A 26883-nucleotide genomic window follows, 5' to 3' on the forward strand; every position below is an offset into this window, starting at 1 on the left:
TATGTCCTCAGATTACCAACGGAAATGGCTGAATGCTTTGTTAGCATCGGCCATCTTGTGCGTGTCTTCACGCTTTTTCATTGCACCGCCACGGCCTTCAGCCGCATCGGACAATTCGCCGGCCAGGCGCAAGTCCATCGATTTTTCACCGCGTTTCTTGGCGGCTTCACGCACCCAGCGCATGGCCAGAGCCAAACGACGCACGGGACGCACTTCGACAGGTACCTGGTAGTTAGCGCCACCAACACGGCGGCTCTTCACTTCAACAACAGGTTTTACATTATTGATGGCAGCATTAAACACTTCGAGCGGATCTTTGCCGGTTTTCTGCGCAATTTGTTCCAGCGCGCCATAAACAATACGTTCGGCAACAGCTTTCTTGCCGGACAGCATGACCACGTTCATGAACTTGGCCAGCTCAACGCTGCCAAATTTTGGGTCAGGTAGGATTTCACGTTTGGGTACTTCGCGACGGCGAGGCATTTTTATTTCCTTGTGACTATTCAGTTGAACCGCGTTATGCGGTCTCGGCCATTCATGACAAATGACCACTTACCTACCATGGCGCTCAGGCCACGGTTGCACGGATCCAGATCAGAGAACTGATCAATGGATACATGGATTACTTGGGACGCTTGGCGCCGTACTTGGAGCGGGCTTGCTTACGGTCCTTGACGCCTTGCAGGTCAAGAGCACCGCGAACAATGTGGTAACGCACACCTGGCAAGTCTTTAACACGACCACCGCGGACGAGAACGACCGAGTGCTCTTGCAGGTTGTGGCCTTCACCACCGATGTAAGAAATGACTTCGAAGCCGTTGGTCAGGCGCACTTTGGCGACTTTACGCAGAGCGGAGTTAGGCTTCTTGGGGGTCGTGGTGTATACACGTGTGCAAACACCGCGGCGCTGTGGGCAGTTCTCGAGCGCGGGGCTCTTGCTGCTAACGCGGCTGACTTCGCGCGGTTTACGCACGAGCTGGCTAATGGTTGGCATGACCTTTACGTATCCTATAACGTACTTTACGTACTGGTTGACGTATATGTTTTGAAAAACGCCGTCCAGTTGGCGGGTATTGAAACCCCGGACCGGAAGCGGCATTGCGCAATACCACTCCCCATAAAACACGAAAAAGAGCGGTCTTGCACATGGCTTGGGCTTGATTTCAGACACCAAAAAAGTGCCCGCAGCCCCTAAATTCAGGGCTGCCATCAAATTACTGCAAGGTGTACCGGCAAAGGATCCTTAAAGTAAGCTCTAAAATTTACCACAGTAAACCCTTATAGGTCAACGATTTGGGCGCCAATCCGGCTCTTTCCCGTTGTCAGGGCACACGCATGGAAGCACTTGGTCACTCGCTATCTACATATCGTTATACTGCAGGGCTATTGCACTTCTGCGACAAGGACAATACCCATGATCATCGCTTCCCTGGAAGACGACCTCGTCCAGGCTGAACTGATTGCCCGGATCTTGACCGAGGCTGGCTATGAGTGTCGCTCCTTTCATCAAGGAAAAGACCTGCTGGCCGCCCTGGCCAAGCCACACGATTTCGGTTTACTGCTGCTGGACTGGGAACTGCCGGATGTCAGCGGCCTGGATGTGTTGCGTTGGGTTCGCACCACACTGGGTCATGCTATGCCCGTTCTGTTTCTGACCAGCCGTACCCAGGAAGAGGATCTGGTCACCGGCTTGCAAGCCGGTGCCGACGACTATATTAATAAGCCCGTGCGCAAGGGAGAGCTGGTGGCGCGCGTCAACGCCGCTGTACGACGTCTGGATTTGAACACCACCGTCACACAGGACAGCCGCTTCTCGTTTGCCGGTTACGATATTTTCCCCGAGCAAGGTCAGATCATGCTGTCCGGTGAGACTGTTACCCTGGCCCCCAAAGAGTTCGAGTTGGCTCTTTTGCTGTTTCGCAATCCTGGCCGTTTGTTCTCGCGTGATGTTTTAAGCTCCGCCGTCTGGAATCGGGAGATTCCGGCCACCTCCCGTACGCTGGACACGCATTTGTCCAATATACGCCGCAAGCTCCAGCTGCGCCCTGAAAACGGGGTACGCCTGACCGCGTCCTACGCCCTGGGCTATCGCCTTGAACTTTTGACCGACCCTAGCTAGTCCACTTTTTATGATTAATCTGCGTATCGCCGCCCCCCTTGTCTGCGGCTTGATCTGGGGCGGTCTTGTGTCCGCCCAGCCTTCGGGCGCTCGTGGCGAAAATTTTGTCTACAAAGTTCTGGCCGGAGACACCCTGCTGGACATTTCCCAGACATACACACGCCAAGGGCGCAACTGGTCCGAGATCCAGCGCTTGAATGCGGTGGCCGATCCGTATCGCCTGCCCATTGGCAAGGAGCTGCATATTCCGTTTCGCATGATCCCGGAAGTGGACGCCCCAGCCCGCATCACCCATCAGACCGGCCAGATCCTGGTCAATGGTCAGACTCTGGCCGCGGGGACCACGCATTTACAGGAAGGAGATCTGATCCAGACGGGCAGCAATGGCTATCTGACACTGGAACTGCAAGATGGCAGTCAACTCAGTGTGCCTGCTCAGGCTTCACTAAATGTGACGCGTCTGCGGGCCTTTGAGGGGACGGGCCTGACCGATTCGATCATTGCCCTGGACGACGGCGATGTGGAATCGCGGGTTTCACCTGAAAAAAATGGAGTGGGCCGCTTTGAAGTGCGCACCCCAGTCAGCATTACGGGGGTACGTGGGACCGAGATGCGCGTTCGCACCCAGCGTGGCATGGCACACAGCGAAGTGCTGACGGGCCGTGCCGAGCTGGGCACGCAGCAGCGCGACACTCCCACAAGTTTGAAACAGAATCAGGGTGCTGCAGTGGGCACGGACGGCAGTATTCTGGCATTGCAGCCGTTGTTGCCTGCCCCGCAGATTTCCAAGCCTGAGCGTCGCGGTGGTCAATGGAACAGTACGATTCAAGCTGTGCCCGGTGCTCAGGCCTATCTGGTCCAGACCTCCACCGACCCGCAAGGCGCCAAGCTGCTGTGGCGCGACATTACAACAGATACGGAGATACAGTTCGGTGCCTCACGCCCCGGCACCTACTACGTCACCGTACGTGCCATTGACCGCCACGGGCTGATGGGCCCGGACACGATCGAAAGCTTTGAAGGCGCCGCCAGCCTGACCAGCTCGGATGGCCAAGCCGTGGTCAACCGTTTTGGCGACCCCATTCTCTTGACGCAGTTCTAGAACCTGAACGGCAGACGGCATGAGCAGCCCGGCCCCTGAAAACAACAAGCTCCTCTCGGACCGGATTCGGAAAGAGTGGCATCTGGTGTCGGGTTTGCTCATGTTACTGACCCTGCTGTTCAGCGTCGTGCGTGATGATGGTGCGCTGGGCAAACTCAATAACCTGATCTACGACTTCACCATGGCGGCTGCATTCACGCAGCCCGCCCCGTCAGATATTGTTATCGTCGCCATCGACGACTACAGCATTTCCCAACTGGGATTCTGGCCTTGGCGACGTATCCATCATGCGCAACTGCTCGGCCGTCTTGCACAGGCACGCGCGGTTGGCATCGATCTGGTGTTTCAGGAACCCAACCCTGTCTACCCCAGTGATGACCGTGCCTTGGCCCAAGCGATTGAGCAACACGGGCGCGTTGTACTGCCCTTGATTTATGACACCCAGCGCCAGGAAGTCAATACCGCGATTCCTATGCTGAGCCTGGCCGCAAAAGCGGCAGGCTACATCAACATCGAACCCGATTCGGATGGGGTGGTACGACGCGTCGCCCTGCAGCGACTCACCCCTTCTGACCAGATTCTGCCGCACTTCACGATCGCCATGTTGATGACGGGCGACGATGTGGATCTGGCCCTGCACGCCCTGAACGCCAGCCAATCCGACACGCCCCACATTCCTTTCCTGGGCCGCAGCGGGCACTTTCAAACCGTCCCTTACTTTAATGTCCTCAATGGCGATATCCCGCCCTCCTTTTTCAAGGACAAATATGTATTGGTTGGAGCATGGGGGAGTGGGTTGGGCGACACCTTCCCCACTCCCTTATCCAAAGCCGGCCTGAGCAGCATGTCCGGGGTGGAAATTCTAGCCAATACCTTACAGGCCGTCCGCAGCGACAACTGGATACGCACTCCCCCGGCCTGGTTCATCGCCCTGGCCAGTTGCCTGCCCGTTCTGCTGGCTTGTCAGGTGCTGTTTTATCTGTCACCGCGCGCAACCTTGCTGGGCCTGATCGGCTTGGTCATTGCCATTTTGCTGGTGAACTGGGTGGCCATGCACGCCTTTGATCTGTGGATTCCACCCTTGGCCAGTCTGATGACTGTCCTGCTGGCCTATCCCCTTTGGCACTGGCGCAGTCAGGAAGCGGCGCTCAATCAGGTGACCGAGGAACTGAACAAGCTGCAACTGGAGTACCCCGATGTCAGGGCAGCGCTGAACGAGCGCCTGTCCGGTCTAAGTACGCGCAACCTTCCCCATCGACTGACCCAGCTGCACAAGTCCATTAATTTGTTGCGTCAGGCACAAACCAAGCGGGAAGAGACATTGCGCTTCATTTCACATGATATGCGGGCGCCTCAAAACTCTATTCTGGCCTTGACCAGCTTACAGCGTCAGGATGAAAGTAAACTGCCACCCGATCAATTCCTGCACAAGATGGAAGGTTATGCCGAGCAGACCCTGGAACTGGTCGACAACTTCATCAGCCTGGCGCGAGCCGAAGCCATGGAAATGGTGCTGAGCCCCTTGAGCCTGCCTGATTTGCTGGCAGACTGTCTGGATGATGCCTGGGCCAGCGCCAACAAACGCTCCATCAGTTTGAATCTGAATGATTCGGATCTGATATGGATAAAGGGCAATGCTCCCATGCTGCGCCGCGCTTTTACCAATCTGATTCAAAACGCCATCAAATACGGGCCAGACGGCAATCGGATCGACATAGACCTGATTGCCGAACCGCAAACCGTGCAGGTCCGGGTCATGGACCAAGGCTGGGGTGTACCGGCAGATAAACGGGCAAGTATTTTTGAGCCTTATCACCGGGCCCATGAAAATACAGCAGGCGCCCCTTCGGGTAGCGGACTGGGCCTGGCGTTTGTAAAAACCGTAATCAACAAACATGATGGCGATATCGTGCTCGATAGCACGCGTGAACAGGGCTGTACCTTTATTGTCTCCCTGCCCCGCCTGGATAGTAGCGATGAAGACTGAGTTCTGGCGTGACCCGGCCTTGCCTTATGTGGAAAGTCGCCGTGCCTGCGACAGCCGGGTCTGTTACCAGCAACACAGCCACCCCACCTATTCGATTGGCGCAGTCGACGCAGGTGGCAGTATTTTTAGCGGAGCACCTGGCGGCCCCGTGCCGCTTGCTCCGGGTTCAGTCGTCTTGATCCCGGCCCATCGCAGCCACGCCTGCAACCCTAGACCTGACCAGACCTGGAGCTACCAGATGCTGCACCTGGACGCGACATGGCTGGAACAGTTATGGCAAGAAAGCACAGGGTTCAGGCCCAAGACCGCAGAGCCTGTTCGTGTCAGTCACCAGCCCTCGCTTTATGCCGCCTACTGTGAGCTGAACACAGTCTTGTTCTCTGAGGCCCCCGTACTGAACAAAGAGGCGGCACTGATCGACTTTTTGCTCCATCACTGGCCAGATCAGGCCCAACTCCTGGTGCCTTCGCCTCCGCCCAGCCCCCTGTTGCAAAAAACCCTGAAACGCTGGATTGAAGGCCAGCTAGCCACTGTGCCCCTGCACGAGCTGGCTCAGGAAACAGGGCTGAGCCGCTATCAGCTCATTCGAGCCTTTCGTCGCCACACGGGCCTGACGCCGCAGCGCTGGCAACTGAATCAACGTGTCAATCTGGCTCGCCATGCCTTACGGGAAGGGGACGGGCTGGCAGACATTGCCTATCGTCTGGGTTTTGCCGATCAAAGCCATTTTCAGCGCGTTTTCAAACTCTATACCGGCGTCACCCCCGGGCAATATCGCGGCTAATTCCGCTCTTCCCGCCACCGCAACGAGGAGACAGACGCACTTTTATTCAATACGGCGCCTTTCCTGTCCGGGCACACTGCATTTTTTGTCTGGATATACCGCCGTGTCCCTGTTCTTGCTGATCGCCAGCACCCATTTTCTGGCACTTCTTTCGCCAGGCCCAGATTTTTTCCTGATTACCCACAGTACCTTGACCCATGGACGACGAGTCGCAAGCGGTGTCTGCGCCGGCGTCGCCCTGGCTAATGGGATTTATATCGCTCTGGCCCTGACCGGCTTTGCCCGACTCAGCCTCAACAGTCCGCTCTTTTTGCTGATGCAAACCACTGGTGGACTGTATCTGCTGTATTTAGGCGTGAAATTTCTGCAGGCAGCCCGTCGCCCCTCGTCGCGGCATCGGCTCCCCGCCACGGCTTCTTGCCCAGGCGGGTGGTGGCGCCATGCTCTGCTAGGTCTGCTATCAGGGCTACTGAACCCAAAGAACGCCCTGTTCTATGCCAGCCTTGCCTCCGTGCTGGCCAGTCGCCATACCGACACCCATGTGCAGATGCTACTGGGTTTGTGGATGTTTCTGACCGTGCTGATCTGGGACTTGTTCCTGACCCTACTAATCGGACATCCCCATTGGCAACACCACATTGAAAAATATCTTCCCTATGTGCAACGGCTCTGCGGCCTGCTGCTGTGCCTGATTGCAGCAGCCGCATTGCTAAATGTCATTACGCACTTGGATGAAGCCTGAGCTTGCAAAAAGCACAAGCCAGTCCACGCCAGCCGTCAAGCACCCAGGAGGCGATAGAGCAAAGCTGTTAGAGCCACATCAAACGATGAGAAAACAAATCATTTGCGAGCTCTGACGGGGCAACATAAGCCGGTAAAATAGTCCGGGTCTACGTTTTGTTAAGCACCTTGAGTGCGCGACAGTCTATGCTGTAAGACCGGAACAACACTTGGGTGTCCCGTTCCATTTTTAAGTCTGTTTTCGAGGAGTTACTAGAATGTTTGCCAAAATCGCTTTTACAGCCGTTCTTGGATTGGCTAGCGTGCCTGCTTTTGCTGCGTGCGACGTCAGCATTGAAGGCAATGACTCCATGCAGTTCAACACCAAGAGCATCGTTGTTGACAAGACATGCAAGGAATTCACGATCAACCTGAAACACACCGGCAAGCTGCCCAAAGCAGCCATGGGCCACAACGTGGTTGTCTCGAAAAAATCCGACGAAAGCGCAGTTGCCACTGACGGGATGAAAGCCGGCCTGGACAACAACTACGTCAAAGCGGGTGACGAGCGCGTTATCGCTCACACCGACGTGATCGGTGGTGGCGAAAGCACCTCCGTCACTTTTGACGTCTCCAAGCTGAAAGAAGGCGAAGACTACGCGTTCTTCTGCTCTTTCCCCGGCCACTGGAGCATCATGACTGGCGAAATCAAGCTGGGCAGCTAATACGTTGCTTGCAGCCGCTAGACGGCCATAAAAAACCCCACGTGGCAAAGCCATGTGGGGTTTTTTACTGGGCGATCCAGTTATATGCCGACTATCCTGCTGGTTCCCCACCCCCTGTGTAAGCCGGGTGGGAATCCTGCATGGTCGTTTATTCCTGTTCGCCTTCAGGGGCTTGAGGCTGCTGCTCAGGCTCGGTCGCACCCGACACAAAGACGGGATCGTCCGAAGGCTCAGGAGCCGACGCGAATGGGTTCTCCAGTTCACGGGCTGCTTTGCGCTCTGCCATTTCAAAGGCTTCTTTTTCCTTGCGAGCGGAATGGAAAGCCATACCGGTACCAGCAGGAATCAGACGGCCCACGATCACGTTTTCTTTCAGACCACGCAGATCGTCGGTTTTGCCCATAATGGCCGCTTCGGTCAACACGCGAGTGGTTTCCTGGAAGGAAGCCGCCGAGATGAAGGAGTCGGTCGACAGCGAAGCCTTGGTAATACCCAGCAGTACGTTTTCGTACGTAGCAGGGATACCGTTTTCAGCCAGGACGCGATCGTTCTCGTTCAGCAGTTCGGAGCGTTCAACCTGTTCACCCGTGATGAAGTTGGTATCACCGGCATCCACAATGTTCACGCGGCGCAGCATCTGACGAACAATCACTTCAATGTGCTTGTCGTTGATCTTCACACCTTGCAGACGGTAGACGTCCTGCACTTCGTTAACAATGTAGTTAGCCAGCTTCTCGATACCCTTCAAGCGCAGGATGTCGTGCGGATCGGCTGGGCCGTCCACAATCATCTCGCCCTTGTTCACCACTTGACCGTCGTGAGCCAGGACCTGTTTTTCCTTCGGAATCAGGAACTCGTGGCTGACGCCGTCCAGGTCGGTAATAACCAGACGCTGTTTGCCCTTGGTGTCTTTACCGAAGGAAACCGTACCCGTAACTTCGGCCAGCAGACCGGCGTCCTTGGGCGAACGAGCTTCGAACAGTTCAGCCACACGTGGCAGACCACCGGTAATATCCCGAGTCTTTTGCGATTCCTGAGGAATACGCGCCAGAATCTCACCCACGGACACTTGCTGACCGTCGCGAACGGTAATCAGCGCGCCCACCGGGAAGGAGATATTGACCATGTGATCGGTACCCGCGATCTTGATCTCCTGACCTTGCTCGTTCAGCAGCTTGATCTGTGGACGCATGGTGATCTTGCCACCACGTGTCTTGGGAGTGATCACAACCAGAGTCGACAGACCGGTTACTTCGTCCACCTGACGAGCCACGGTCACGCCTTCTTCGATGTTCTCGAAGCGAACGGTACCTGTGTACTCGGACACGATAGGACGGGTCAGCGGGTCCCAGCTAGCCAGGCGCTGACCAGCCTTGATCGCTTCGCCATCGCCCACCGTAATGGTGGCACCGTAAGGCACTTTGTGGCGTTCGCGCTCGCGGCGGTTGTCGTCAAAAATGACGATTTCACCGGAACGGGAGATCGCAACACGTTCGCCCTTGGCGTTGGTCACGTAGCGCAGACCGATTTCAAAGCCGACCGTACCAGCCGTCTTGGTTTCCACCGAGCTTGCCAGCGCTGCACGCGAAGCCGCACCACCAATGTGGAACGTACGCATGGTCAGTTGGGTACCCGGTTCACCGATGGACTGAGCAGCAATAACACCGATAGCTTCACCACGGTTAACCAGCATACCGCGGCCCAGATCACGACCGTAGCAGCTTGCGCACAAACCGTGACGGGTTTCGCAAGTCAGCGGAGTACGGATCTTGACTTCATCAATACCCAGATTGTCGATCAGGTCGACCAGGTCCTCGTTCAGCAAGGTGCCGGCGGGGATGACCAGTTCCTGATTGTCAGGATTGACGATATCGGTCGAAGCGACACGGCCCAGAATCAGATCGCGCAGGGGCTCGATAACCTCACCACCATCCAGGATGGCTTTCATGGTGTAGCCGCCCTTGGTGCCGCAATCGTCTTCGGTAATGACCAGATCTTGCGTCACGTCGACCAGACGACGCGTCAGGTAACCGGAGTTAGCCGTCTTCAAGGCCGTGTCGGCCAGACCCTTACGCGCACCGTGAGTCGAAATAAAGTACTGCAGTACGTTCAGACCTTCACGGAAGTTCGCGGTAATAGGCGTTTCAATAATGGAGCCATCAGGCTTGGCCATCAGACCACGCATACCGGCCAGCTGACGAATCTGTGCAGCCGAACCACGAGCACCGGAGTCCGCCATCATGTAGATGGAGTTGAAGGACTCTTGACGTACTTCTTCACCAAAACGGTTGATCACTGGCTCGGAAGCCAGTTGCTCCATCATGGCCTTGCCCACGCGGTCACCGGCTTTACCCCAGATGTCCACCACGTTGTTGTAGCGTTCCTGAGCGGTCACCAGACCCGAGGAGTACTGCTTGTCAATTTCTTTGACCTCGTTGCTCGCCTGGGCCAGGATGCTTTCCTTGACAGCAGGCACCACCATGTCGTTCATGGCGATGGAAATGCCGCCACGGGTTGCCAGACGGAAACCGGACTGCATCAACTTGTCGGCAAAAATCACAGTGGCACGCAGGCCGCAGCGACGGAAAGACTGGTTGATCAGGCGCGAAATTTCTTTCTTTTTCAACGCACGATTCAAGGCGCTGAAAGGCATGCCCTTGGGCAGAATTTCGGACAGCAAGGCACGGCCAGCCGTCGTCTCGTAACGCTTGATGGTCTTGACCCACTCACCGTCTTCGCCCTTCTCGAATTCTTCGATACGGACGGTCAGACGAGTTTGCAGCTCGACTTCCTTGTTGTCATAGGCGCGCTGAACTTCAGCCACGTCGGCCATGAACAAGCCTTCGCCCTTGCCGTTCACCAGTTCGCGGGTCGCATAGTACAGACCCAACACGATATCCTGGGAAGGAACAATGGAAGGTTCGCCGTTGGCGGGGAACAGCACATTGTTGGAGGCCAGCATCAGGGTGCGCGCTTCCAGCTGGGCTTCCAGCGACAGCGGCACGTGAACGGCCATCTGGTCACCGTCAAAGTCAGCGTTAAAGGCGGCACACACCAAGGGGTGCAGCTGAATCGCTTTACCTTCAATCAGGACCGGTTCAAAAGCCTGAATACCCAAACGGTGCAGCGTAGGCGCACGGTTCAGCATCACGGGATGCTCGCGGATCACCTCTTCGAGGATGTCCCACACGACCGGTTCCTGGCTTTCCACCAGCTTCTTGGCTGCCTTGATGGTCGTAGCCAGACCCATCAATTCCAGACGATTGAAAATGAAAGGCTTGAACAGTTCCAGCGCCATCAGCTTGGGCAGACCGCACTGGTGCAGCTTCAACTGAGGACCCACCACAATCACGGAACGACCGGAGTAGTCCACGCGCTTGCCCAGCAGGTTCTGACGGAAACGACCGCTCTTGCCCTTGATCATGTCGGCCAGGGACTTGAGTTGACGCTTGTTGGCGCCGGTCATGGCTTTGCCGCGACGACCGTTATCCAGCAAGGAGTCCACGGACTCTTGCAGCATACGTTTTTCGTTGCGCAAGATGATGTCCGGAGCCTTCAGTTCCAGCAGACGCTTCAAACGGTTATTACGGTTGATGACGCGGCGGTACAGATCGTTCAGGTCGGAAGTCGCAAAACGGCCGCCGTCCAGTGGTACCAGCGGACGCAGGTCCGGTGGCAGCACGGGCAGCACTTCCATGATCATCCAGTCTGGCTTGATGCCGGATTTCTGGAAGCCTTCCAGCACTTTCAGACGCTTGGAGATCTTCTTGATCTTGGCATCCGAGCCAGTGGCTTTCAGTTCGGCACGCAGGCGCTCGACTTCGCGATCGATGTCGATAGTACGCAGCAGTTCGCGCACGGCTTCCGCACCCATCAGGGCGTGGAAGTCGTCACCGTATTCTTCGGTCTTGGCCAGGAAATCGTCGTCGGACATGATCTGACCGCGCTTGAGCGGGGTCATACCAGGTTCGATCACGCACCAGGCTTCAAAGTACAGCACGCGCTCGATGTCACGCAGGGTCATGTCCAGCACCATGCCCAGACGGGATGGCAGGCTCTTCAGGAACCAGATGTGAGCAACCGGGCAGGCCAGTTCAATGTGACCCATACGCTCGCGACGTACTTTGGAGACGGTGACTTCAACGCCACACTTCTCGCAAATGACGCCACGATGCTTCAGACGCTTGTACTTGCCGCACAAGCATTCGTAGTCCTTGATGGGACCAAAAATCTTGGCGCAAAACAGACCATCACGCTCAGGTTTGAAAGTGCGATAGTTGATGGTCTCTGGCTTGCGGACTTCGCCGAAAGACCAGGACCGGATTTTCTCGGGCGAGGCGATGCCGATCTTGATGGCATCGAACTGCTCGTCCTGAGTGACTTGTTTAAAGAGATCGAGTAGCGCTTTCATTATTTACGCTCCAAATCCATGTCCAGGGACAAGGAACGGATTTCCTTGACCAGAACGTTAAAGGACTCCGGCATACCGGCGTCGATCACGTGGTCACCCTTGACAATATTCTCGTAGACCTTGGTACGGCCGGCGATGTCGTCGGATTTAACCGTGAGCATTTCCTGCAGGGTGTAGGCGGCGCCATAGGCTTCCAGCGCCCAGACTTCCATCTCCCCGAAGCGCTGACCACCGAACTGCGCCTTACCACCCAGCGGCTGCTGAGTAACCAGCGAGTATGGGCCGGTGGAACGGGCGTGCATCTTGTCATCGACTAGGTGATGCAGCTTCAGGTAGTGCATGTAGCCTACGGTGACCATGCGTTCAAAGGCTTCGCCGGTACGACCGTCAAACAGGCGGACCTGGGTGCGGTGGGGTGCCAGCTGCAGCTTCTCGGCGATATCGTCAGGATAGGCCAGACGCAACATCTGGTCGATTTCCTGTTCGGTGGCACCGTCGAACACGGGGGTGGCCAGAGGCAGACCTTTTTGCAAGTTGGTGGCCAGGTTCATCACTTCCTCGTCAGTCAACTCGTTAATACGAGTTTTCTTGCCGGTCGTGTTGTAGACCTTGTCCAGGAACGCACGCAGTTCGGAAACCTGCACGTTCTTTTCCTCTTGCATCATGTCGTTGATGCGGTGGCCAATACCCTTGGCAGCCCAACCCAGGTGCACTTCCAGAACCTGACCCACGTTCATACGCGAAGGCACACCCAGCGGGTTCAGCACGATGTCCACGGGGGTACCGTCAGCCATGTGCGGCATGTCTTCCACGGGAACGATGCGGGAAACCACACCCTTGTTACCGTGACGACCGGCCATCTTGTCACCAGGCTGCAGACGACGCTTAACAGCCAGGTATACCTTGACCATTTTCAGCACGCCAGGAGGCAGTTCGTCGCCTTGGGTCAGCTTCTTGCGCTTTTCTTCAAAAGCCAAGTCGAACTGGTGACGCTTCTGCTCCAAGGATTCCTTGGTGTGCTCCAGCACCAGTGCATGCTGCTCGTCAGCCAGACGGATGTCGAACCACTGCCAGCGATCCAGATCGTTCAGGTATTCAGCGGTCAGCTCAGTGCCCTTGGGCAGCTTGCGGGGACCACCGTTGACGGTTTTACCGACCAAGAACTTCAAGGCACGGTCAAAGGCGTCGTCTTCAACGATTTGCAGCTGGTCGTTCAGGTCCTGACGGTAGCGACGCAGTTCATCGTCAATGATGGACTGGGCGCGCTTGTCACGCTCGATACCTTCACGGGTAAAGACTTGGACGTCGATCACCGTACCGACCATACCCGAAGGCACGCGCAGGGAGGTGTCTTTAACGTCGGAGGCTTTTTCACCAAAAATGGCGCGCAGCAGCTTTTCTTCTGGGGTCAGCTGAGTTTCACCCTTGGGTGTCACTTTACCGACCAGCACGTCGTCGGCACGCACTTCGGCGCCGATGTACACAATGCCGGAATCGTCCAGACGGTTCAGCTGAATTTCGGACAGGTTGCTGATATCGCGAGTGATATCCTCAGGTCCCAGCTTCGTGTCACGGGCAACCACCGTCAGTTCTTCAATGTGAACCGACGTGTAGCGATCGTCAGCCACGACCTTCTCGGAGATCAGAATCGAGTCCTCGAAGTTGTAGCCGTTCCAGGGCATAAAGGCGATCAGCATGTTCTGACCCAGCGCCAATTCGCCCAGGTCAGTCGATGCGCCGTCAGCCAGCACGTCACCACGCGCCACGATATCGCCACGTTTGACGATAGGACGCTGGTTGATGTTGGTGTTCTGGTTGGAACGGGTGTATTTGGTCATGTTGTAGATATCTACACCGACCTCACCTGCCACGTTCTCGTCATCGTGCACGCGAATAACCACGCGTTGTGCATCAACGTCCACCACCACACCGCCACGACGGGCTTGTACGGTCGTACCCGAGTCAACCGCTACCGTACGTTCGATACCGGTACCGACCAGAGGCTTCTCAGGGCGCAGGCAAGGAACTGCCTGACGCTGCATGTTGGCGCCCATCAGTGCTCGGTTGGCGTCATCGTGCTCCAGGAACGGAATCAGCGACGCAGCCACAGACACGATCTGCGACGGAGCCACGTCCATGTAATGGATGTTCTCTGGCGCCGTCATCATGGTTTCACCCGCCTCACGGCAGGCAACCAGATCATCTGCAAAAGCACCGTCTTCGGTCAACTCGGCGTTAGCCTGAGCGATAACGTAATTGCTTTCTTCAATGGCCGACAGGTAATCGATCTGCTCGCTGACCTTACCGTCAACAATCTTGCGGTACGGTGTTTCCAGAAAGCCGTACTCGTTCAGACGAGCGTACAGCGCCATGGAGTTGATCAGACCAATGTTTGGACCTTCAGGCGTTTCAATCGGGCACACGCGACCGTAGTGGGTGGGGTGCACGTCGCGCACCTCAAAGCCCGCACGTTCACGCGTCAGACCACCGGGGCCCAGAGCCGAAACACGACGCTTGTGCGTGATTTCGGACAGCGGGTTGGTTTGGTCCATAAATTGCGACAGCTGGCTGGAACCGAAGAACTCCTTGACGGCCGCAGAGATAGGCTTGGAGTTGATCAGATCGTGCGGCATCAGGTTTTCGGTCTCGGCCTGGCCCAGACGTTCCTTAACAGCACGCTCCACACGCACCAGACCGGCGCGGAACTGGTTCTCGGCCAATTCGCCCACGCAACGAACACGACGGTTACCCAGGTGATCGATATCGTCGATCTGACCGCGGCCGTTACGCAGATTCACCAGCACCTGAATGGTGTCCAGAATATCTTCGTCGGTCAGGGTCATGGGCCCTTCAATGCTGTCACCACGACCCAGACGGCTGTTGACCTTCATGCGACCCACACGCGACAAGTCGTAGGACTCTTCGCTGTAGAACAGACGGTTGAACAGGGCCTCAACCGCTTCTTCGGTTGGTGGCTCGCCGGGACGCATCATGCGATAGATCGCGATACGGGCTGCATTGGAATCCGCCGTCTCGTCAGTGCGCAGGGTCAGGGAGATAAAGCCGCCCTGATCCAGTTCATTGATGTACAGGGTCTCGAAGTCACGCACATTGGCTGCGCGCATTTCGGCCAGAATGGATTCGGTGATTTCGTCGTTGGCGTTGGCAATCACCTCGCCGGTTTCGGCGTTGATGATGTTCTTGGCCAGCACACGACCCAGAAGGAAATCTTCCGGGATGGAAATGTATTCGATCTTGGCTGCTTGCAGGTCGCGCAAATGCTTGGCATTGATGCGCTTGTCCTTTTCAACCAGTACGCGACCATCACGATCGGTAATGTCGAAACGGGCAACCTCGCCCTTCCAGTGTTCTGGAACGAATTGCAGCTTGCCGCCTTCCTGATGCAGTTCGATGTGATCGAACTCGAAGAAGTGCGCCAGGATCTGTTCTGGCGTCAGGCCAATGGCCTTTAGCAAGATGGTCACAGGCATTTTGCGACGACGGTCGATACGGAAGAACAGAATGTCCTTAGGATCGAACTCGAAGTCCAGCCAGGAACCACGGTAAGGAATCACGCGAGCCGAGAACAGCAACTTGCCCGAGCTGTGCGTTTTACCGCGGTCGTGTTCAAAGAACACACCGGGAGAACGGTGCAGCTGGGAAACGATGACTCGTTCGGTACCGTTGATCACAAAAGAGCCGTTATCGGTCATCAGGGGCATTTCGCCCATGTAGACCTCTTGCTCTTTTACTTCCTTGACGGTAGGCTTGCTCACCTCGCGGTCCATCAGGACCAGACGAACCTTCGCCCGCAAGGGGGAGGCATAGGTCAAACCACGAAGTTGACACTCTTTGACGTCGAACACCGGTTCGCCGAGCGTATAGCTCACGAACTCTAGCCGCGCCATTTGGTTATGGCTTACTATTGGAAATATGGAACTGAAAGCTTCCTGCAGGCCTTCAACCTTACGCTGCGAAGGCGGCGTGTCCTTCTGCAAGAAGGTTCTGAAAGAATGCAGCTGGGTAGCCAACAGGTAAGGAACCTGCTGTACGTCTTCACGTTTGGCGAAGCTCTTGCGTATGCGCTTTTTTTCGGTGTACGAATAAGGCATGAGCACTCCGACTCAAGGGTTACACGGACCGTCAACCACGGCCCTGGTTTACGACTCTAAAAAACCCGACTTTCTACAATACTAATTAAAAATCGTGGGTTTTCTGGAAACGCAAAAGCCCGGGAAGGCTTGAAACGCATTCCCGGGCATCTATCGATACTCTTACTTGAGCTCGATCTTGGCGCCAGCTTCTTCCAGCTTCTTCTGAGCGTCTTCAGCATCAGCTTTGGACAGGCCTTCTTTAACAGCCTTAGGAGCACCGTCAACCAGATCTTTGGCTTCTTTCAGGCCCAGACCGGTGATTTCGCGCACGACTTTAATGACGCTAACTTTGTTTGCGCCAACGTCAGCCAGGAACACGGTAAATTCGGTTTGCTCTTCAGCGGCAGCAGCAGCGCCACCAGCAGCAGGAGCTGCAACAGCAACAGCGGCGGCAGCAGCCGACACACCGAATTTTTCTTCCATTTCTTTGATCAGCTCGGACAGTTCGAGCACGGACATTGCGCCGATGGCGTCAAGGATTTCAGCTTTAGTAGCCATTTTTAAGAACTCCAGATATTAGGTAAATGCCAGGTTTGGTTGTCGTTCGCAACGACGAAGTTTCCTGAAAGAAAACAGCTTACGCAGCTTCTTTCTGATCGCGCACAGCCGCCAGGCCGCGAACAAACTTGGTGGGAACTTCGTTAAGCGTACGCACAAAAGTAGCGATAGGTGCTTGCATGGTGCCCAGCAGTTTCGCCAGCAATTCGTCACGCGAGGGCATTGTGGCCAGAGCCTTAACACCATCAGCACTCAGAACGCTATTGGGCAGCGCACCGCCCATGATGACCAATTTGTCATTGGTCTTGGCAAAATCTGCAACGACTTTCGCCGCAGCCACAGGATCTTCACTGATGGCGTACATCAGAGGACCCACGAGCTGGCTGGAGATACCGTCAAACGAGGTACCTGTCAGCGAACGACGAACCAGCGTGTTTTTCAACACACGCAGGTACACGCCAGACTCACGCGCTTTTTTGCGCAATACGGTAGCAGAAGCGACGTCCAGACCACGGTACTCGGCGATAATGATCGATTGGGCCTTTGCCAGTTCGGCAGTGACTTCTTCGATGACTACCGCTTTCTCTTCACGATTGAGACTCACGGTTGAACACTCCTTCAAACGATGTCGGGAAGGCTTCCCAACATCAACCGAATGCGGCGCACCTGGACGAGTTCTATAACGAATTCTTCCACGGGCGCCGTCTACGCTGGATAGGACATTTGCCCTGATTAAGTAGCCAGCTATGTCAGCCTGACTGCTCCAACGGTCTTTGACAGCAATGACCCTGTAAACAGGGTCACAGCCCAAAGTTCTTTTTTTCTAACTGTGGATTAAGCAGTCAGAGATGCAATTTCAACACGTGCACCGCCACCCATGGTGGAGGACACGGCAACCTTGCGCAGGTAAACACCCTTGGCAGCGGCTGGACGAGCCTTGTTCAAGGCATCAACCAGAGCAACCAGGTTGGTCTGCAGCTGTTCAACATTGAACGAGGCACGACCGATGGTGCTGTGAATGATACCGGCCTTGTCAGTACGGTACTGAACCTGACCAGCCTTGGCATTCTTGACAGCGGTAGCAACGTCAGGCGTTACCGTACCCACTTTGGGGTTTGGCATCAGGCCGCGAGGACCCAGAACCTGACCCAGGGTACCCACAACACGCATCGTGTCGGGCGAGGCGATCACAACATCAAAGTCCATTTGACCGGCTTTGATCTGTTCGGCCAGGTCGTCCAGACCGACGATGTCGGCGCCAGCTTCACGAGCGGCGTCAGCTTTTTCACCTTGGGCGAAAACGGCAACACGAACGGTCTTGCCGGTACCAGCAGGCAGAACCACCGAGCCACGAACCAGTTGGTCGGACTTACGGGGATCGATGCCCAGCTGAACAGCGATATCGATGGACTCGTCAAACTTGGCAGTAGCCGTTTCTTTTACCAGGGCCAGAGCTTCGGCCACAGGGTAGAACTTGTTGCGGTCGATCTTGGCAGCAATAGCGGCTGCGCGTTTGCTTACTTTAGCCATGATTTACACCACCCCTTCAACGTTGATGCCCATGCTGCGAGCGCTGCCAGCGATGGTACGCACAGCGGCGTCCAGATCGGCGGCGGTCAGGTCGGGTTGTTTGGTCTTGGCGATTTCTTCAGCCTGAGCGCGAGTCAGCGTACCGACTTTGTCCGCGTTAGGACGTGCAGAACCGGATTTGATGCCAGCAGCCTTTTTGATCAGGATGGTTGCTGGAGGAGTCTTCATGATGAACGTGAAGCTCTTGTCAGCAAAAGCGGTGATCACCACAGGAATAGGCAGACCGGGTTCCAGACCCTGTGTCTGGGCGTTGAACGCCTTGCAGAATTCCATGATGTTCAGACCGCGCTGACCCAGCGCTGGACCGATTGGAGGGGATGGGTTTGCCTTACCAGCTGGGACTTGCAGCTTGATAAAGCCGACGATTTTCTTCGCCATGCTTAGCTCCTTGCGGGTGATGACGCCTGACGCAGGCTGCGACAGGCTTCCCGGGGGTTGTAATTAATCAGGTCTTTTCGACTTGATCGAAATCGAGTTCGACAGGGGTAGCGCGGCCGAAAATGGTAACGGTGACACGAACCTTGTTTTTCTCGTAGTTAACTTCTTCGACGTTACCGTTGAAATCTGCAAACGGACCGTCCTTGACGCGTACCAGTTCGCCAACCTCAAACAGCACTTTGTGCCGTGGCTTCTCAACGCCCTCTTCCATTTGCGACAGGATTTTTTCCACTTCGCGCTCGGAGATAGGAGCGGGACGGTTACCGGAACCGCCCAAAAAGCCGGTGACTCGCGGCGTACTTTTTACCAAGTGCCAGGTTTCGTCGGTCAAGGCCATCTCGACCAGGACGTAACCAGGGTAAATACGTCGCTCTGTAATTGATTTCTTGCCGTTCTTTACTTCAACGACTTCTTCCGATGGAACCAGAATGCGACCAAACGCTTCTTGGAGTTCAGCGCGTTCAATGCGCTCCACCAGAGCTTTGTGCACGCTTTTTTCCATGCCGGAATAAACGTGAACCACATACCAGCGTTTGCTCATGTGTGCCCTTTATTTCCAGCCCAGCAACAGGCCATAAATGATCCAGCCGAGCCCTTTGTCAATCAGCCACAACAAAATGGCCATAACGGAAACAAACACAAAGACGATGCCCGTCATTTGCGTTGCTTCTTTACGAGATGGCCAGTGGACGCGTCGCACTTCCGTGTAGGCATCACGAGAAAAAGCGACCAGACGACGGCCTGTATCGCTAAACCAGATGATCAATGCGGCAACGATTAAGCTGACTACAAATACCCCAGCGCGAACCAGTGAATTTTGGCCATCCAGAACGGAATAGCCAACAATACCGGCGGCGACGACTAGGACCGCTAGGCCCAGCTTGATGCGCTCGGAACCTCGGTTAACGGTTTCTACGTTGGTATTCGACATATTCCGACGAGTGACGCCACGCGAGATGGTGGCGAGTGACTGTGGTGGCAGGGGCAGAAGGAATCGAACCCTCAACCTTCGGTTTTGGAGACCGACGCTCTGCCAATTGAGCTATACCCCTATACCGTGACAAATCATAGCGCGTTAAATTGCTATGTTTGGCTTTTAGGCAAAAGAGGATATTAACCTCTTTTGCCTAAAATTACTACTCTTTTTTTACTTGATGATTTTTGCCACCACGCCAGCGCCAACGGTACGGCCGCCTTCGCGAATAGCGAAGCGCAGACCTTCTTCCATGGCGATAGGAGCGATCAGGGACACTTTCATCGAAATGTTGTCGCCTGGCAGAACCATTTCCTTGTCTTCTGGCAGCTCGATCGTGCCGGTCACGTCAGTTGTACGGAAGTAGAACTGAGGACGGTAGCCCTTGAAGAAAGGCGTGTGACGACCACCTTCTTCTTTGGACAGAATGTACACCTCGGCGTCGAAGTCCGTGTGTGGCTTGATCGAACCGGGCTTGGCCAGAACTTGACCACGTTCCACGTCTTCACGCTTGGTACCACGCAGCAACAGACCGACGTTATCGCCAGCTTCGCCTTGGTCCAGCAGTTTGCGGAACATTTCAACGCCGGTACAAATGGTCTTGACCGTGTCTTTGATACCCACGATTTCGATTTCTTCGCCGACTTTGATGATGCCGCGCTCAATACGACCGGTCACAACCGTACCACGGCCGGAGATCGAGAACACGTCTTCAACAGGCATCAAGAAGGTACCGTCAACGGCACGCTCAGGCGTAGGAATGTAGGTGTCCAGCGCTTCGGCCAGAGCCAGAACAGCTTGGCTGCCCAGTGGGCCTTCGTCGCCTTCCAGAGCCAGTTTGGCCGAACCCTTGATGATCGGGGTGTCGTCGCCAGGGAAGTCGTACTTGGACAACAGCTCACGAACTTCCATTTCAACCAGTTCGATCAGCTCTTCGTCATCAACCATGTCGGCCTTGTTCAGGAACACGATGATGTAAGGAACGCCAACCTGACGGCTCAGCAGGATGTGCTCGCGAGTCTGGGGCATTGGGCCGTCAGCGGCCGAGCAAACCAAGATAGCGCCGTCCATCTGGGCAGCACCGGTAATCATGTTCTTGACGTAGTCAGCGTGGCCGGGGCAGTCAACGTGAGCGTAGTGACGGTTAGGCGTTTCGTACTCAACGTGCGACGTGCTGATGGTGATACCACGTGCTTTTTCTTCAGGGGCGTTGTCGATCTGCGAGTAATCGCGTGCTTCGCCGCCGTATGCCTTGGACAGAACCGTGCAGATTGCAGCGGTCAGAGTGGTTTTACCGTGGTCAACGTGACCGATAGTACCGACGTTGACGTGCGGTTTAGTCCGTTCAAACTTGCCTTTAGCCATGGCAGACTCCTGAAGGGATAGAACGATAGAGAGAAGAGAGATGTGGTGCCCATGACGCGGATCGAACGCGTGACCTCTCCCTTACCAAGGGAGTGCTCTACCACTGAGCCACATGGGCATTCAACTTCAGCCGAGCGTGGCTAAAGATTTTAAACCTGGAGCGGGTGAAGGGGATCGAACCCTCGTCTTAAGCTTGGAAGGCTTCTGCTCTACCATTGAGCTACACCCGCAGACTTTTCTTCACCCTCTCCTAAAGTTGCCTTGCTGGCTAACTTTAGAAAAGTGCTGGTGGTGGGAGTTGGATTCGAACCAACGTAGGCGCAGGGCCAACAGATTTACAGTCTGCCTCCTTTAACCACTCGGACATCCCACCCGAAGCGAAAATCGAATTATGGACATGTTTTAGGATGTCGTCAAGTCTTTTGACAAGAAAACTGAATAATTCACGGAATTTTTTTAAAAAATGGCGATTCAAGTCCCTTTTCCTCTGGTTTTGCTCCGTTTTCAGGGTGACTTTTCGGCTCATTTCGAGCGTATTGGAAAAAGGGAAATCGGTGTGAAATCCGGGTAAACACCGCATTTTCTTCGTATTTTTACTCTTTTTTTTGTAAGCAAAAGATACTGTAGCCTGTTTTTAGATTTTTAGTTCCAACTACCGCTGCGCCCAAGCTTTTGGATTCAGCGCTGTCTGCGCTCTGCAAGCAGTTGCCCCTGGCATTGGATAAGTCACCTGGTCTGTCAGCAGTTCCACGGCCCTTCCAACCTCATCGTCCTTGAATAGCCCTTTCCGACAAAAGCGTGCTGCCATTGATCCGGCAAGACAGGAGCAAACGACATACAAGACAAAGAAAAAGCCGACCTGCGGTCGGCTTTTAAATATGGCGACATTGCCCGGGCCAGACTTAATCGTCAGTCTGATCCAACAAGGACGACAAGCCCTGCTTTTCCAGCAAGGCATTCAAATGCTCCCAGCCATGAAAAGCGATTTGCAATTGACCCTTATCCTTGGCCCCCACCTTCAGGGTCACTTTTGTGCCCAGGTGGTCCGACAACACCTTTTCAAACCGCTGAACATCGCCACTGCGACTTGCTTTGTTGTTCGCCTGCTTGCTGGCCGGCTCATCATCCTCATGCAAGGCGCGCGCGACCAGCTTCTCGGTTTCACGCACCGACAGTCGTCGAGCGATCACTTCATTGGCCAGCATGATCTGTCGTGCCGCATCCACCGCCAGCAAGGCACGAGCATGCCCCATGTCAATATCCCCTGCCAGCAACATGATCTGAACAGGTTCGGCCAGGTTGATCAGGCGCAACAGATTGCTGGTCGTCGAACGCGATCGACCAATGGCCTGGGCGGCCTGCTCATGGGTCAACCCGAACTCATCCAGCAGACGCTTCACACCTTGTGCTTCTTCAAGCGGATTAAGGTCTTCACGCTGAATGTTCTCGATCAGGGCCATGATAGCGGCGTTTTCATCGCCCACTTCCCGAACCAGAACCGGCACTTCTTCCAAGCCCGCAATCTGGGAGGCCCGAAAACGGCGTTCACCGGCGATGATCTCGTACTTGCCTTTGTCCTTACCGGATAAAGGACGCACCAAAATAGGTTGCATCACGCCTTGTGCGCGAATGGATTCGGCCAGCTCATTCAGAGCGCCCTCGTCCATGCGGGTACGTGGCTGATACACCCCGGCCTTGAGCAGCTTGACCGGCAACGTGGAAGGCGGGCCATCGCTCACTGCCGCTTCGCCTTTCTTTCCTATGCTTGCGATAGCGCCTGCGTCTGCGCCGAGCAAGGCATCCAAGCCTCGACCTAGACCTTTGGGTTTTCGTGTAGCCATGCTTACATTCCTATTGATTCTTATGTGCCTTATGCCTTGTCGCTGCGGGATTCTTTTTTCAAGCGTTTGATCAGCTCTTTGCCAAAATCCATATAGGCCTTGGCGCCCCGGGAATTCTTGTCATAAACAATACCTGGCATGCCGTGACTTGGCGCTTCCGCCAAACGCACATTACGTGGCACTACTGTCTTGAACACCTTATCGCCAAAGTGTGTCTCGATCTGGTTGGACACCTGCTGCTGCAAGGTAACACGCCCATCAAACATCACTCGCAGCAAACCAATCAACTGCAAATCCGGGTTGATATTGCGATAGACCCGCTTGACTGTATTGACCAGGTCCGACAGCCCTTCCAATGCAAAGTACTCGCATTGCATGGGGATAATCACGCCGTGCGCGCTGGCCAGACCATTCAGTGTCAGCAGCGACAAGGTAGGCGGGCAGTCAATCAACACAAAATCATAATCGTCCAGGACCTGTGCCAGCGCTTGCTTGAGCTGTTGCTCACGCTCTTGCATCTGAATCAGGTCAATTTCAGCCCCCGAGAGCTCCCTGTTGGAAGGCAGGACATCGTAACCACCTGTTTCTGAATATATCTTTACATTAGCAATGCTTTCATCGCCAATCAGCACTTGATACAAATTACCCGATAGGCTGTTTTTATCAATGCCGCTGCCCATGGTGGCATTGCCTTGGGGGTCCAGGTCGATCAATAAAACTTTTTTCTTCAAGGCAGCAAGTGCAGCGGCCAAGTTAATGGCTGTGGTTGTCTTGCCTACCCCACCTTTCTGGTTTGCAATACAAAACACATAGGCACGGGGAGTTTTTACGTCGTTTTTACTCATGATTATCCTTGCTGCACCAACCACACTAGACAACGCTGTGCCTCTAGCTCCGGTACGGTTAATGATTCAATTCGTTCGACCTGCCAGTTGCTTTCGGATTGCAAGGCAGCTATCTCCAGATCGGGTTCTTTACCCTTCATAGCCGCAATGCGCCCACCTGGACGAACATGCCTACCTGCCAAATTCACAAAATCAAGCAGCGAAGAAAAAGCTCGGGAAACTACGATATCTGCTTGCAAAGGTTCCTGCTGCTCTACCCGTACATGCATGGCTGATAAATTGGGCAAACCCAATGCCCCAACCATTTGCTGGACAAATGCCATTTTTTTCTCGACCGCATCAATGCAGGTAATGTTCCACGTGGAACATGAGGCAGCCAAAACTACCCCTGGCAAGCCTGCCCCCGATCCCACATCTACAATCCGAACCGCTTCCTGAGTCAGAAGATTTTTACTGGCCAGATAATTCTGAAACGGTCGAACAATCGACAGGCTATCAAAAATATGTTGCACCAGCATTTGATCTGGGTCACGCAAGGCGGTCAGATTATAGGTACGGTTCCAGCGCTGCAATTGCTTGATGTAGTCGAGCAGCTTGCGCACCAGTACGGGGTCCTGATCAAGCCCCAGATCTACCAGGGCCTGATTCAGACGTTTTGAATACATATCACTCATGCCGATTGCTTGCTTTTCTGCTTGCGTTTCAGGTGTACCAACAATAATGAAACCGCGGCGGGAGTCACACCTTGAACCCGTCCGGCCTGTCCAATCGTCAATGGCTTAGCCGCCTTCAACCGTTGGCGAACTTCGATCGACAAGCCTTTGATATCGTCATAATCCAGATCCTCTGGAATACCCTGCTCTTCCAGGGCTGCCTGTCGCGTCACCTCATCCTGCTGGCGCGCTACATAGCCGGCGTACTTAACCTGAATCTCCACCTGTTCAATATGAACTGGATCTTCTAAGCCTGGTCCCGCTACGGGTAGTCCTTGGTCGTTCAGTACGGCCATTAACTTCCCATAGTCCACTTCAGGCCGCTTGAGCAAATCAAAAAAGGAATATTCCCGTTCGATATTTTTACCTAACAGTGCTTGGGCTTGCTCAGAAGGCAGACTGCGAGGGTTCACCCAAGTTCCCTTCAAACGCTCAATTTCACGTGCGACAGCGTCACGCTTGCGGTTGAAATGGTCCCACCGAGCATCATCCACCAGGCCCAGTTCACGACCAATTTCGGTCAGCCGCTGGTCGGCATTATCTTCCCGTAAGCTCAACCGGTATTCAGCACGTGAAGTGAACATGCGGTAAGGCTCGGTGACACCGCGAGTGATCAGGTCGTCAACCAAGACGCCAAGATAAGCCTCATTACGACGAGGGTACCATTGCTCTTTATCCTGGGCTAAACGGGCCGCGTTCACCCCCGCCAACAAGCCCTGAGCGGCGGCTTCCTCGTAACCTGTCGTACCATTGATCTGACCGGCAAAGAACAAGCCACGAATCTGCTTGGTCTCCAGCGTGGGATACAGGGATCGAGGGTCGAAATAATCGTACTCAATCGCGTAGCCTGGGCGCATGATGCGGGCATTCTCCAAGCCAGGCAGACTGCGCACCATAGCTAACTGAATATCAAATGGCAAGCTAGTTGAAACACCATTTGGATAAATCTCGGTGGTGCTCAGCCCTTCGGGCTCCAGAAATACTTGATGACTGCTTTTGTCCGCAAAGCGATGAATTTTGTCTTCGATCGATGGACAGTAGCGTGGACCAATTCCCTCAATCGTTCCCTGGTCGCTATACATAGGCGAACGATCCAGACCCGAGCGAATAATGTCGTGAGTACGCTCGTTGGTATGCGTAATCCAACACGGCATCTGTTGGGGATGCATGGAAACATCCCCCATATAAGAGAACACCGGAATGGGATCACTATCGCCGGGCTGAACTTCCAGACGGGAAAAATCGATGGTATTGGCATCAATACGCGGAGGGGTTCCTGTCTTCAATCGCCCTTGGGGCAGTTGCAGTTCCCGCAAGCGATGCGCCAGGCTGATGGAAGGGGGGTCCCCTGCCCGACCGGCAGAATAGTTATTCAGGCCCACATGGACCAGACCATTCAAAAAAGTACCTGCCGTCAGAACCACGGACTTGGCCTTGAACTCCAAGCCAATCTTGGTCACGGCACCGACCACCCGATCACCTTCCACAATCAGGTCCTCGACCGACTGTTGGAACACCATCAAATTGGGTTGATTCTGCAGAACCTCCCGAATAGCCTTGCGGTACAGGGAACGATCTGCCTGTGCACGAGTAGCACGCACCGCTGGGCCTTTGGAGCTATTCAGGGTGCGAAATTGAATACCTGCGCGGTCGGTAGCCAAAGCCATTGCCCCGCCCAATGCATCTACTTCCTTAACCAAATGGCCCTTACCAATCCCGCCGATGGAAGGATTGCAGGACATCTGTCCCAAGGTATCCATATTATGGGTTAGCAATAAGGTAGACACGCCGGTTCGAGCTGCCGCTAAAGCCGCTTCGGTACCAGCATGTCCGCCGCCTATGACAATAACGTCAAACTCTTCGGGATAAATCATGTCAGAACAGCTAAAAAATAAAAATCAATTATACGATTACCAGCGAGGTATGTTCCACGTGAAACACTTGGAATCTGGATCTGTTCCACGTGGAACACACTTTTTTGCGTAAATACCACTGTGGATAACTTTGTGGAGAAAGAGGCCGTTTTTTCAAGTCGGACTTGACCAAGAGACGCGGAGCAACGCTACAAAGCCAATCCTCGAGGGGATGACGCTATGGAGCGAAGCCATAAAAGGCGGGCTTGTCACTCTTAAATCTCTTAAAAGTAGCTATCTGAGCAGCTACTCCAGCTCATGGGTATAGAAGCTTGACTGTCAGGTGGCAAAATTGTGGATAACAGAACCCTAAGATGAAATATCGCCTGATGTCTTCCTAAGTGCTTCCAACGTGAAACAACCATAAAATCTCGGCAATTGTTGAACGAAACGGCACTACCGCTACTCCCTTTCTCCCGCTCCAACAGCTCACTGTGAAACGTCCTATGAGCAAGCAAAAAGGGAAACAGACAAAGCGGGTACACAGATTTATTCTCCTTGTCATACCCGTGGGGCACGGCGATGCTGAAAAAATCCCAAGAAAAAAGGAGCGTTATCTAGGACTTTGCAAGAGGCCGTAAAAACGTGAAGAAGCGAAAAGCAGGGCCTATATAGGCACACGCTATATTCATGTGTAAAAACAGCTCAGCCAAGCCGTTCCACGATCAACGGAACCATACGAAATCTATGGTATTTTCCTCAGGA

At 54.6% G+C, this 26883-nt stretch carries 21 protein-coding genes and 4 tRNA genes; 6 read left to right on the forward strand and 19 right to left on the reverse strand.

The genetic code is table 11. The annotated features are described in order from the left end of the window. Nucleotides 1-12 precede the first annotated feature (12 nt). On the reverse strand, nucleotides 13-483 hold the full coding sequence (rpsG, locus tag ACOZ42_RS16590) for a 30S ribosomal protein S7 (protein WP_003800875.1): 471 nt from the start codon (nucleotides 481-483) through the stop codon (nucleotides 13-15). A gap of 139 nt (nucleotides 484-622) precedes the next feature. Further along, nucleotides 623-994 carry a 30S ribosomal protein S12 gene (gene rpsL, locus ACOZ42_RS16595; protein WP_003800872.1) on the reverse strand — a complete coding sequence of 124 codons (372 nt, stop codon included), beginning with the start codon at nucleotides 992-994 and terminating at the stop codon, nucleotides 623-625. Between the two features lie 420 nt (nucleotides 995-1414). Here rpsL and ACOZ42_RS16600 point away from each other — a divergent pair, with 420 nt between their 5' ends. The 6 genes from ACOZ42_RS16600 to azu all read left to right on the forward strand — a co-directional run bounded on the left by ACOZ42_RS16600 (nucleotide 1415) and on the right by azu (nucleotide 7437). Continuing rightward, nucleotides 1415-2119, forward strand: coding sequence for a response regulator transcription factor (locus ACOZ42_RS16600; RefSeq protein ID WP_003800869.1), 705 nt, complete (start codon nucleotides 1415-1417; stop codon nucleotides 2117-2119). A 10-nt stretch (nucleotides 2120-2129) separates the two neighbouring features. Then, nucleotides 2130-3221 (forward strand): FecR family protein, encoded by a 1092-nt coding sequence (locus ACOZ42_RS16605; protein WP_059318608.1) that lies wholly within the window; start codon nucleotides 2130-2132, stop codon nucleotides 3219-3221. A 19-nt stretch (nucleotides 3222-3240) separates the two neighbouring features. After that, complete coding sequence (locus ACOZ42_RS16610; RefSeq protein WP_336580168.1) at nucleotides 3241-5208, forward strand: CHASE2 domain-containing protein; 1968 nt, start codon at nucleotides 3241-3243, stop codon at nucleotides 5206-5208. Next, nucleotides 5198-5992 (forward strand): AraC family transcriptional regulator, encoded by a 795-nt coding sequence (locus tag ACOZ42_RS16615; protein WP_059318606.1) that lies wholly within the window; start codon nucleotides 5198-5200, stop codon nucleotides 5990-5992. Before ACOZ42_RS16610 ends, ACOZ42_RS16615 begins: the two co-directional genes overlap by 11 nt. Nucleotides 5993-6095: 103 nt before the next feature. After that, a complete protein-coding gene (locus tag ACOZ42_RS16620; RefSeq protein WP_426345388.1) occupies nucleotides 6096-6734 on the forward strand; it encodes a LysE family translocator in 639 nt (212 codons plus the stop codon). A gap of 256 nt (nucleotides 6735-6990) precedes the next feature. Beyond that, nucleotides 6991-7437, forward strand: coding sequence for an azurin (azu, locus tag ACOZ42_RS16625; RefSeq protein ID WP_003800857.1), 447 nt, complete (start codon nucleotides 6991-6993; stop codon nucleotides 7435-7437). Between the two features lie 148 nt (nucleotides 7438-7585). Here the strand turns inward: azu and rpoC are convergent, their stop codons facing one another. The 17 genes from rpoC to mnmG form a co-directional block, all read right to left on the reverse strand. Beyond that, nucleotides 7586-11848, reverse strand: coding sequence for a DNA-directed RNA polymerase subunit beta' (rpoC, locus tag ACOZ42_RS16630; RefSeq protein WP_003800854.1), 4263 nt, complete (start codon nucleotides 11846-11848; stop codon nucleotides 7586-7588). Next, the gene (gene rpoB / locus ACOZ42_RS16635) at nucleotides 11848-15960 is read right to left on the reverse strand and encodes a DNA-directed RNA polymerase subunit beta (RefSeq protein ID WP_003800853.1); all 4113 of its coding nucleotides are present in this window, start codon (nucleotides 15958-15960) and stop codon (nucleotides 11848-11850) included. Before rpoB ends, rpoC begins: the two co-directional genes overlap by 1 nt. 162 nt (nucleotides 15961-16122) lie before the next feature. Continuing rightward, a complete protein-coding gene (gene rplL / locus ACOZ42_RS16640) occupies nucleotides 16123-16500 on the reverse strand; it encodes a 50S ribosomal protein L7/L12 (RefSeq protein ID WP_003800851.1) in 378 nt (125 codons plus the stop codon). A 79-nt stretch (nucleotides 16501-16579) separates the two neighbouring features. After that, complete coding sequence (rplJ, locus tag ACOZ42_RS16645) at nucleotides 16580-17104, reverse strand: 50S ribosomal protein L10 (RefSeq protein WP_003800845.1); 525 nt, start codon at nucleotides 17102-17104, stop codon at nucleotides 16580-16582. Nucleotides 17105-17334: 230 nt separating this feature from the next. Then, nucleotides 17335-18030 carry a 50S ribosomal protein L1 gene (gene rplA / locus ACOZ42_RS16650; protein ID WP_003800844.1) on the reverse strand — a complete coding sequence of 232 codons (696 nt, stop codon included), beginning with the start codon at nucleotides 18028-18030 and terminating at the stop codon, nucleotides 17335-17337. Between the two features lie 3 nt (nucleotides 18031-18033). Continuing rightward, complete coding sequence (gene rplK, locus ACOZ42_RS16655) at nucleotides 18034-18468, reverse strand: 50S ribosomal protein L11 (protein ID WP_003800842.1); 435 nt, start codon at nucleotides 18466-18468, stop codon at nucleotides 18034-18036. A gap of 67 nt (nucleotides 18469-18535) precedes the next feature. Next, nucleotides 18536-19069, reverse strand: coding sequence for a transcription termination/antitermination protein NusG (nusG, locus tag ACOZ42_RS16660; RefSeq protein WP_003800839.1), 534 nt, complete (start codon nucleotides 19067-19069; stop codon nucleotides 18536-18538). 9 nt (nucleotides 19070-19078) lie between these two features. Then, complete coding sequence (secE, locus tag ACOZ42_RS16665) at nucleotides 19079-19459, reverse strand: preprotein translocase subunit SecE (RefSeq protein ID WP_426345389.1); 381 nt, start codon at nucleotides 19457-19459, stop codon at nucleotides 19079-19081. Between the two features lie 45 nt (nucleotides 19460-19504). Further along, a tRNA-Trp gene (locus ACOZ42_RS16670) sits at nucleotides 19505-19580 on the reverse strand. 95 nt (nucleotides 19581-19675) lie between these two features. Beyond that, a complete protein-coding gene (gene tuf, locus ACOZ42_RS16675; RefSeq protein ID WP_059318443.1) occupies nucleotides 19676-20866 on the reverse strand; it encodes an elongation factor Tu in 1191 nt (396 codons plus the stop codon). 43 nt (nucleotides 20867-20909) lie between these two features. Further along, nucleotides 20910-20984, reverse strand: a tRNA-Thr gene (locus tag ACOZ42_RS16680). Nucleotides 20985-21022: 38 nt separating this feature from the next. After that, a tRNA-Gly gene (locus ACOZ42_RS16685) sits at nucleotides 21023-21096 on the reverse strand. A gap of 56 nt (nucleotides 21097-21152) precedes the next feature. Continuing rightward, nucleotides 21153-21239, reverse strand: a tRNA-Tyr gene (locus ACOZ42_RS16690). Nucleotides 21240-21768: 529 nt separating this feature from the next. Beyond that, the gene (locus ACOZ42_RS16695; protein ID WP_059318442.1) at nucleotides 21769-22707 is read right to left on the reverse strand and encodes a ParB/RepB/Spo0J family partition protein; all 939 of its coding nucleotides are present in this window, start codon (nucleotides 22705-22707) and stop codon (nucleotides 21769-21771) included. 29 nt (nucleotides 22708-22736) lie between these two features. After that, nucleotides 22737-23552, reverse strand: a complete 816-nt coding sequence (locus ACOZ42_RS16700; RefSeq protein ID WP_426345390.1) for a ParA family protein — start codon at nucleotides 23550-23552, stop codon at nucleotides 22737-22739. A gap of 2 nt (nucleotides 23553-23554) precedes the next feature. Further along, complete coding sequence (gene rsmG, locus ACOZ42_RS16705) at nucleotides 23555-24226, reverse strand: 16S rRNA (guanine(527)-N(7))-methyltransferase RsmG (protein WP_426345391.1); 672 nt, start codon at nucleotides 24224-24226, stop codon at nucleotides 23555-23557. Beyond that, the gene (gene mnmG, locus ACOZ42_RS16710; protein WP_240209125.1) at nucleotides 24223-26139 is read right to left on the reverse strand and encodes a tRNA uridine-5-carboxymethylaminomethyl(34) synthesis enzyme MnmG; all 1917 of its coding nucleotides are present in this window, start codon (nucleotides 26137-26139) and stop codon (nucleotides 24223-24225) included. The genes rsmG and mnmG overlap by 4 nt, the downstream gene beginning before the upstream one ends. Between the last annotated feature and the right edge of the window lie 744 nt (nucleotides 26140-26883).

The sequence above is a fragment of the Alcaligenes sp. HNGD-HTN06 genome (assembly GCF_049932565.1).
GTDB lineage: Bacteria > Pseudomonadota > Gammaproteobacteria > Burkholderiales > Burkholderiaceae_B > Alcaligenes > Alcaligenes ammonioxydans.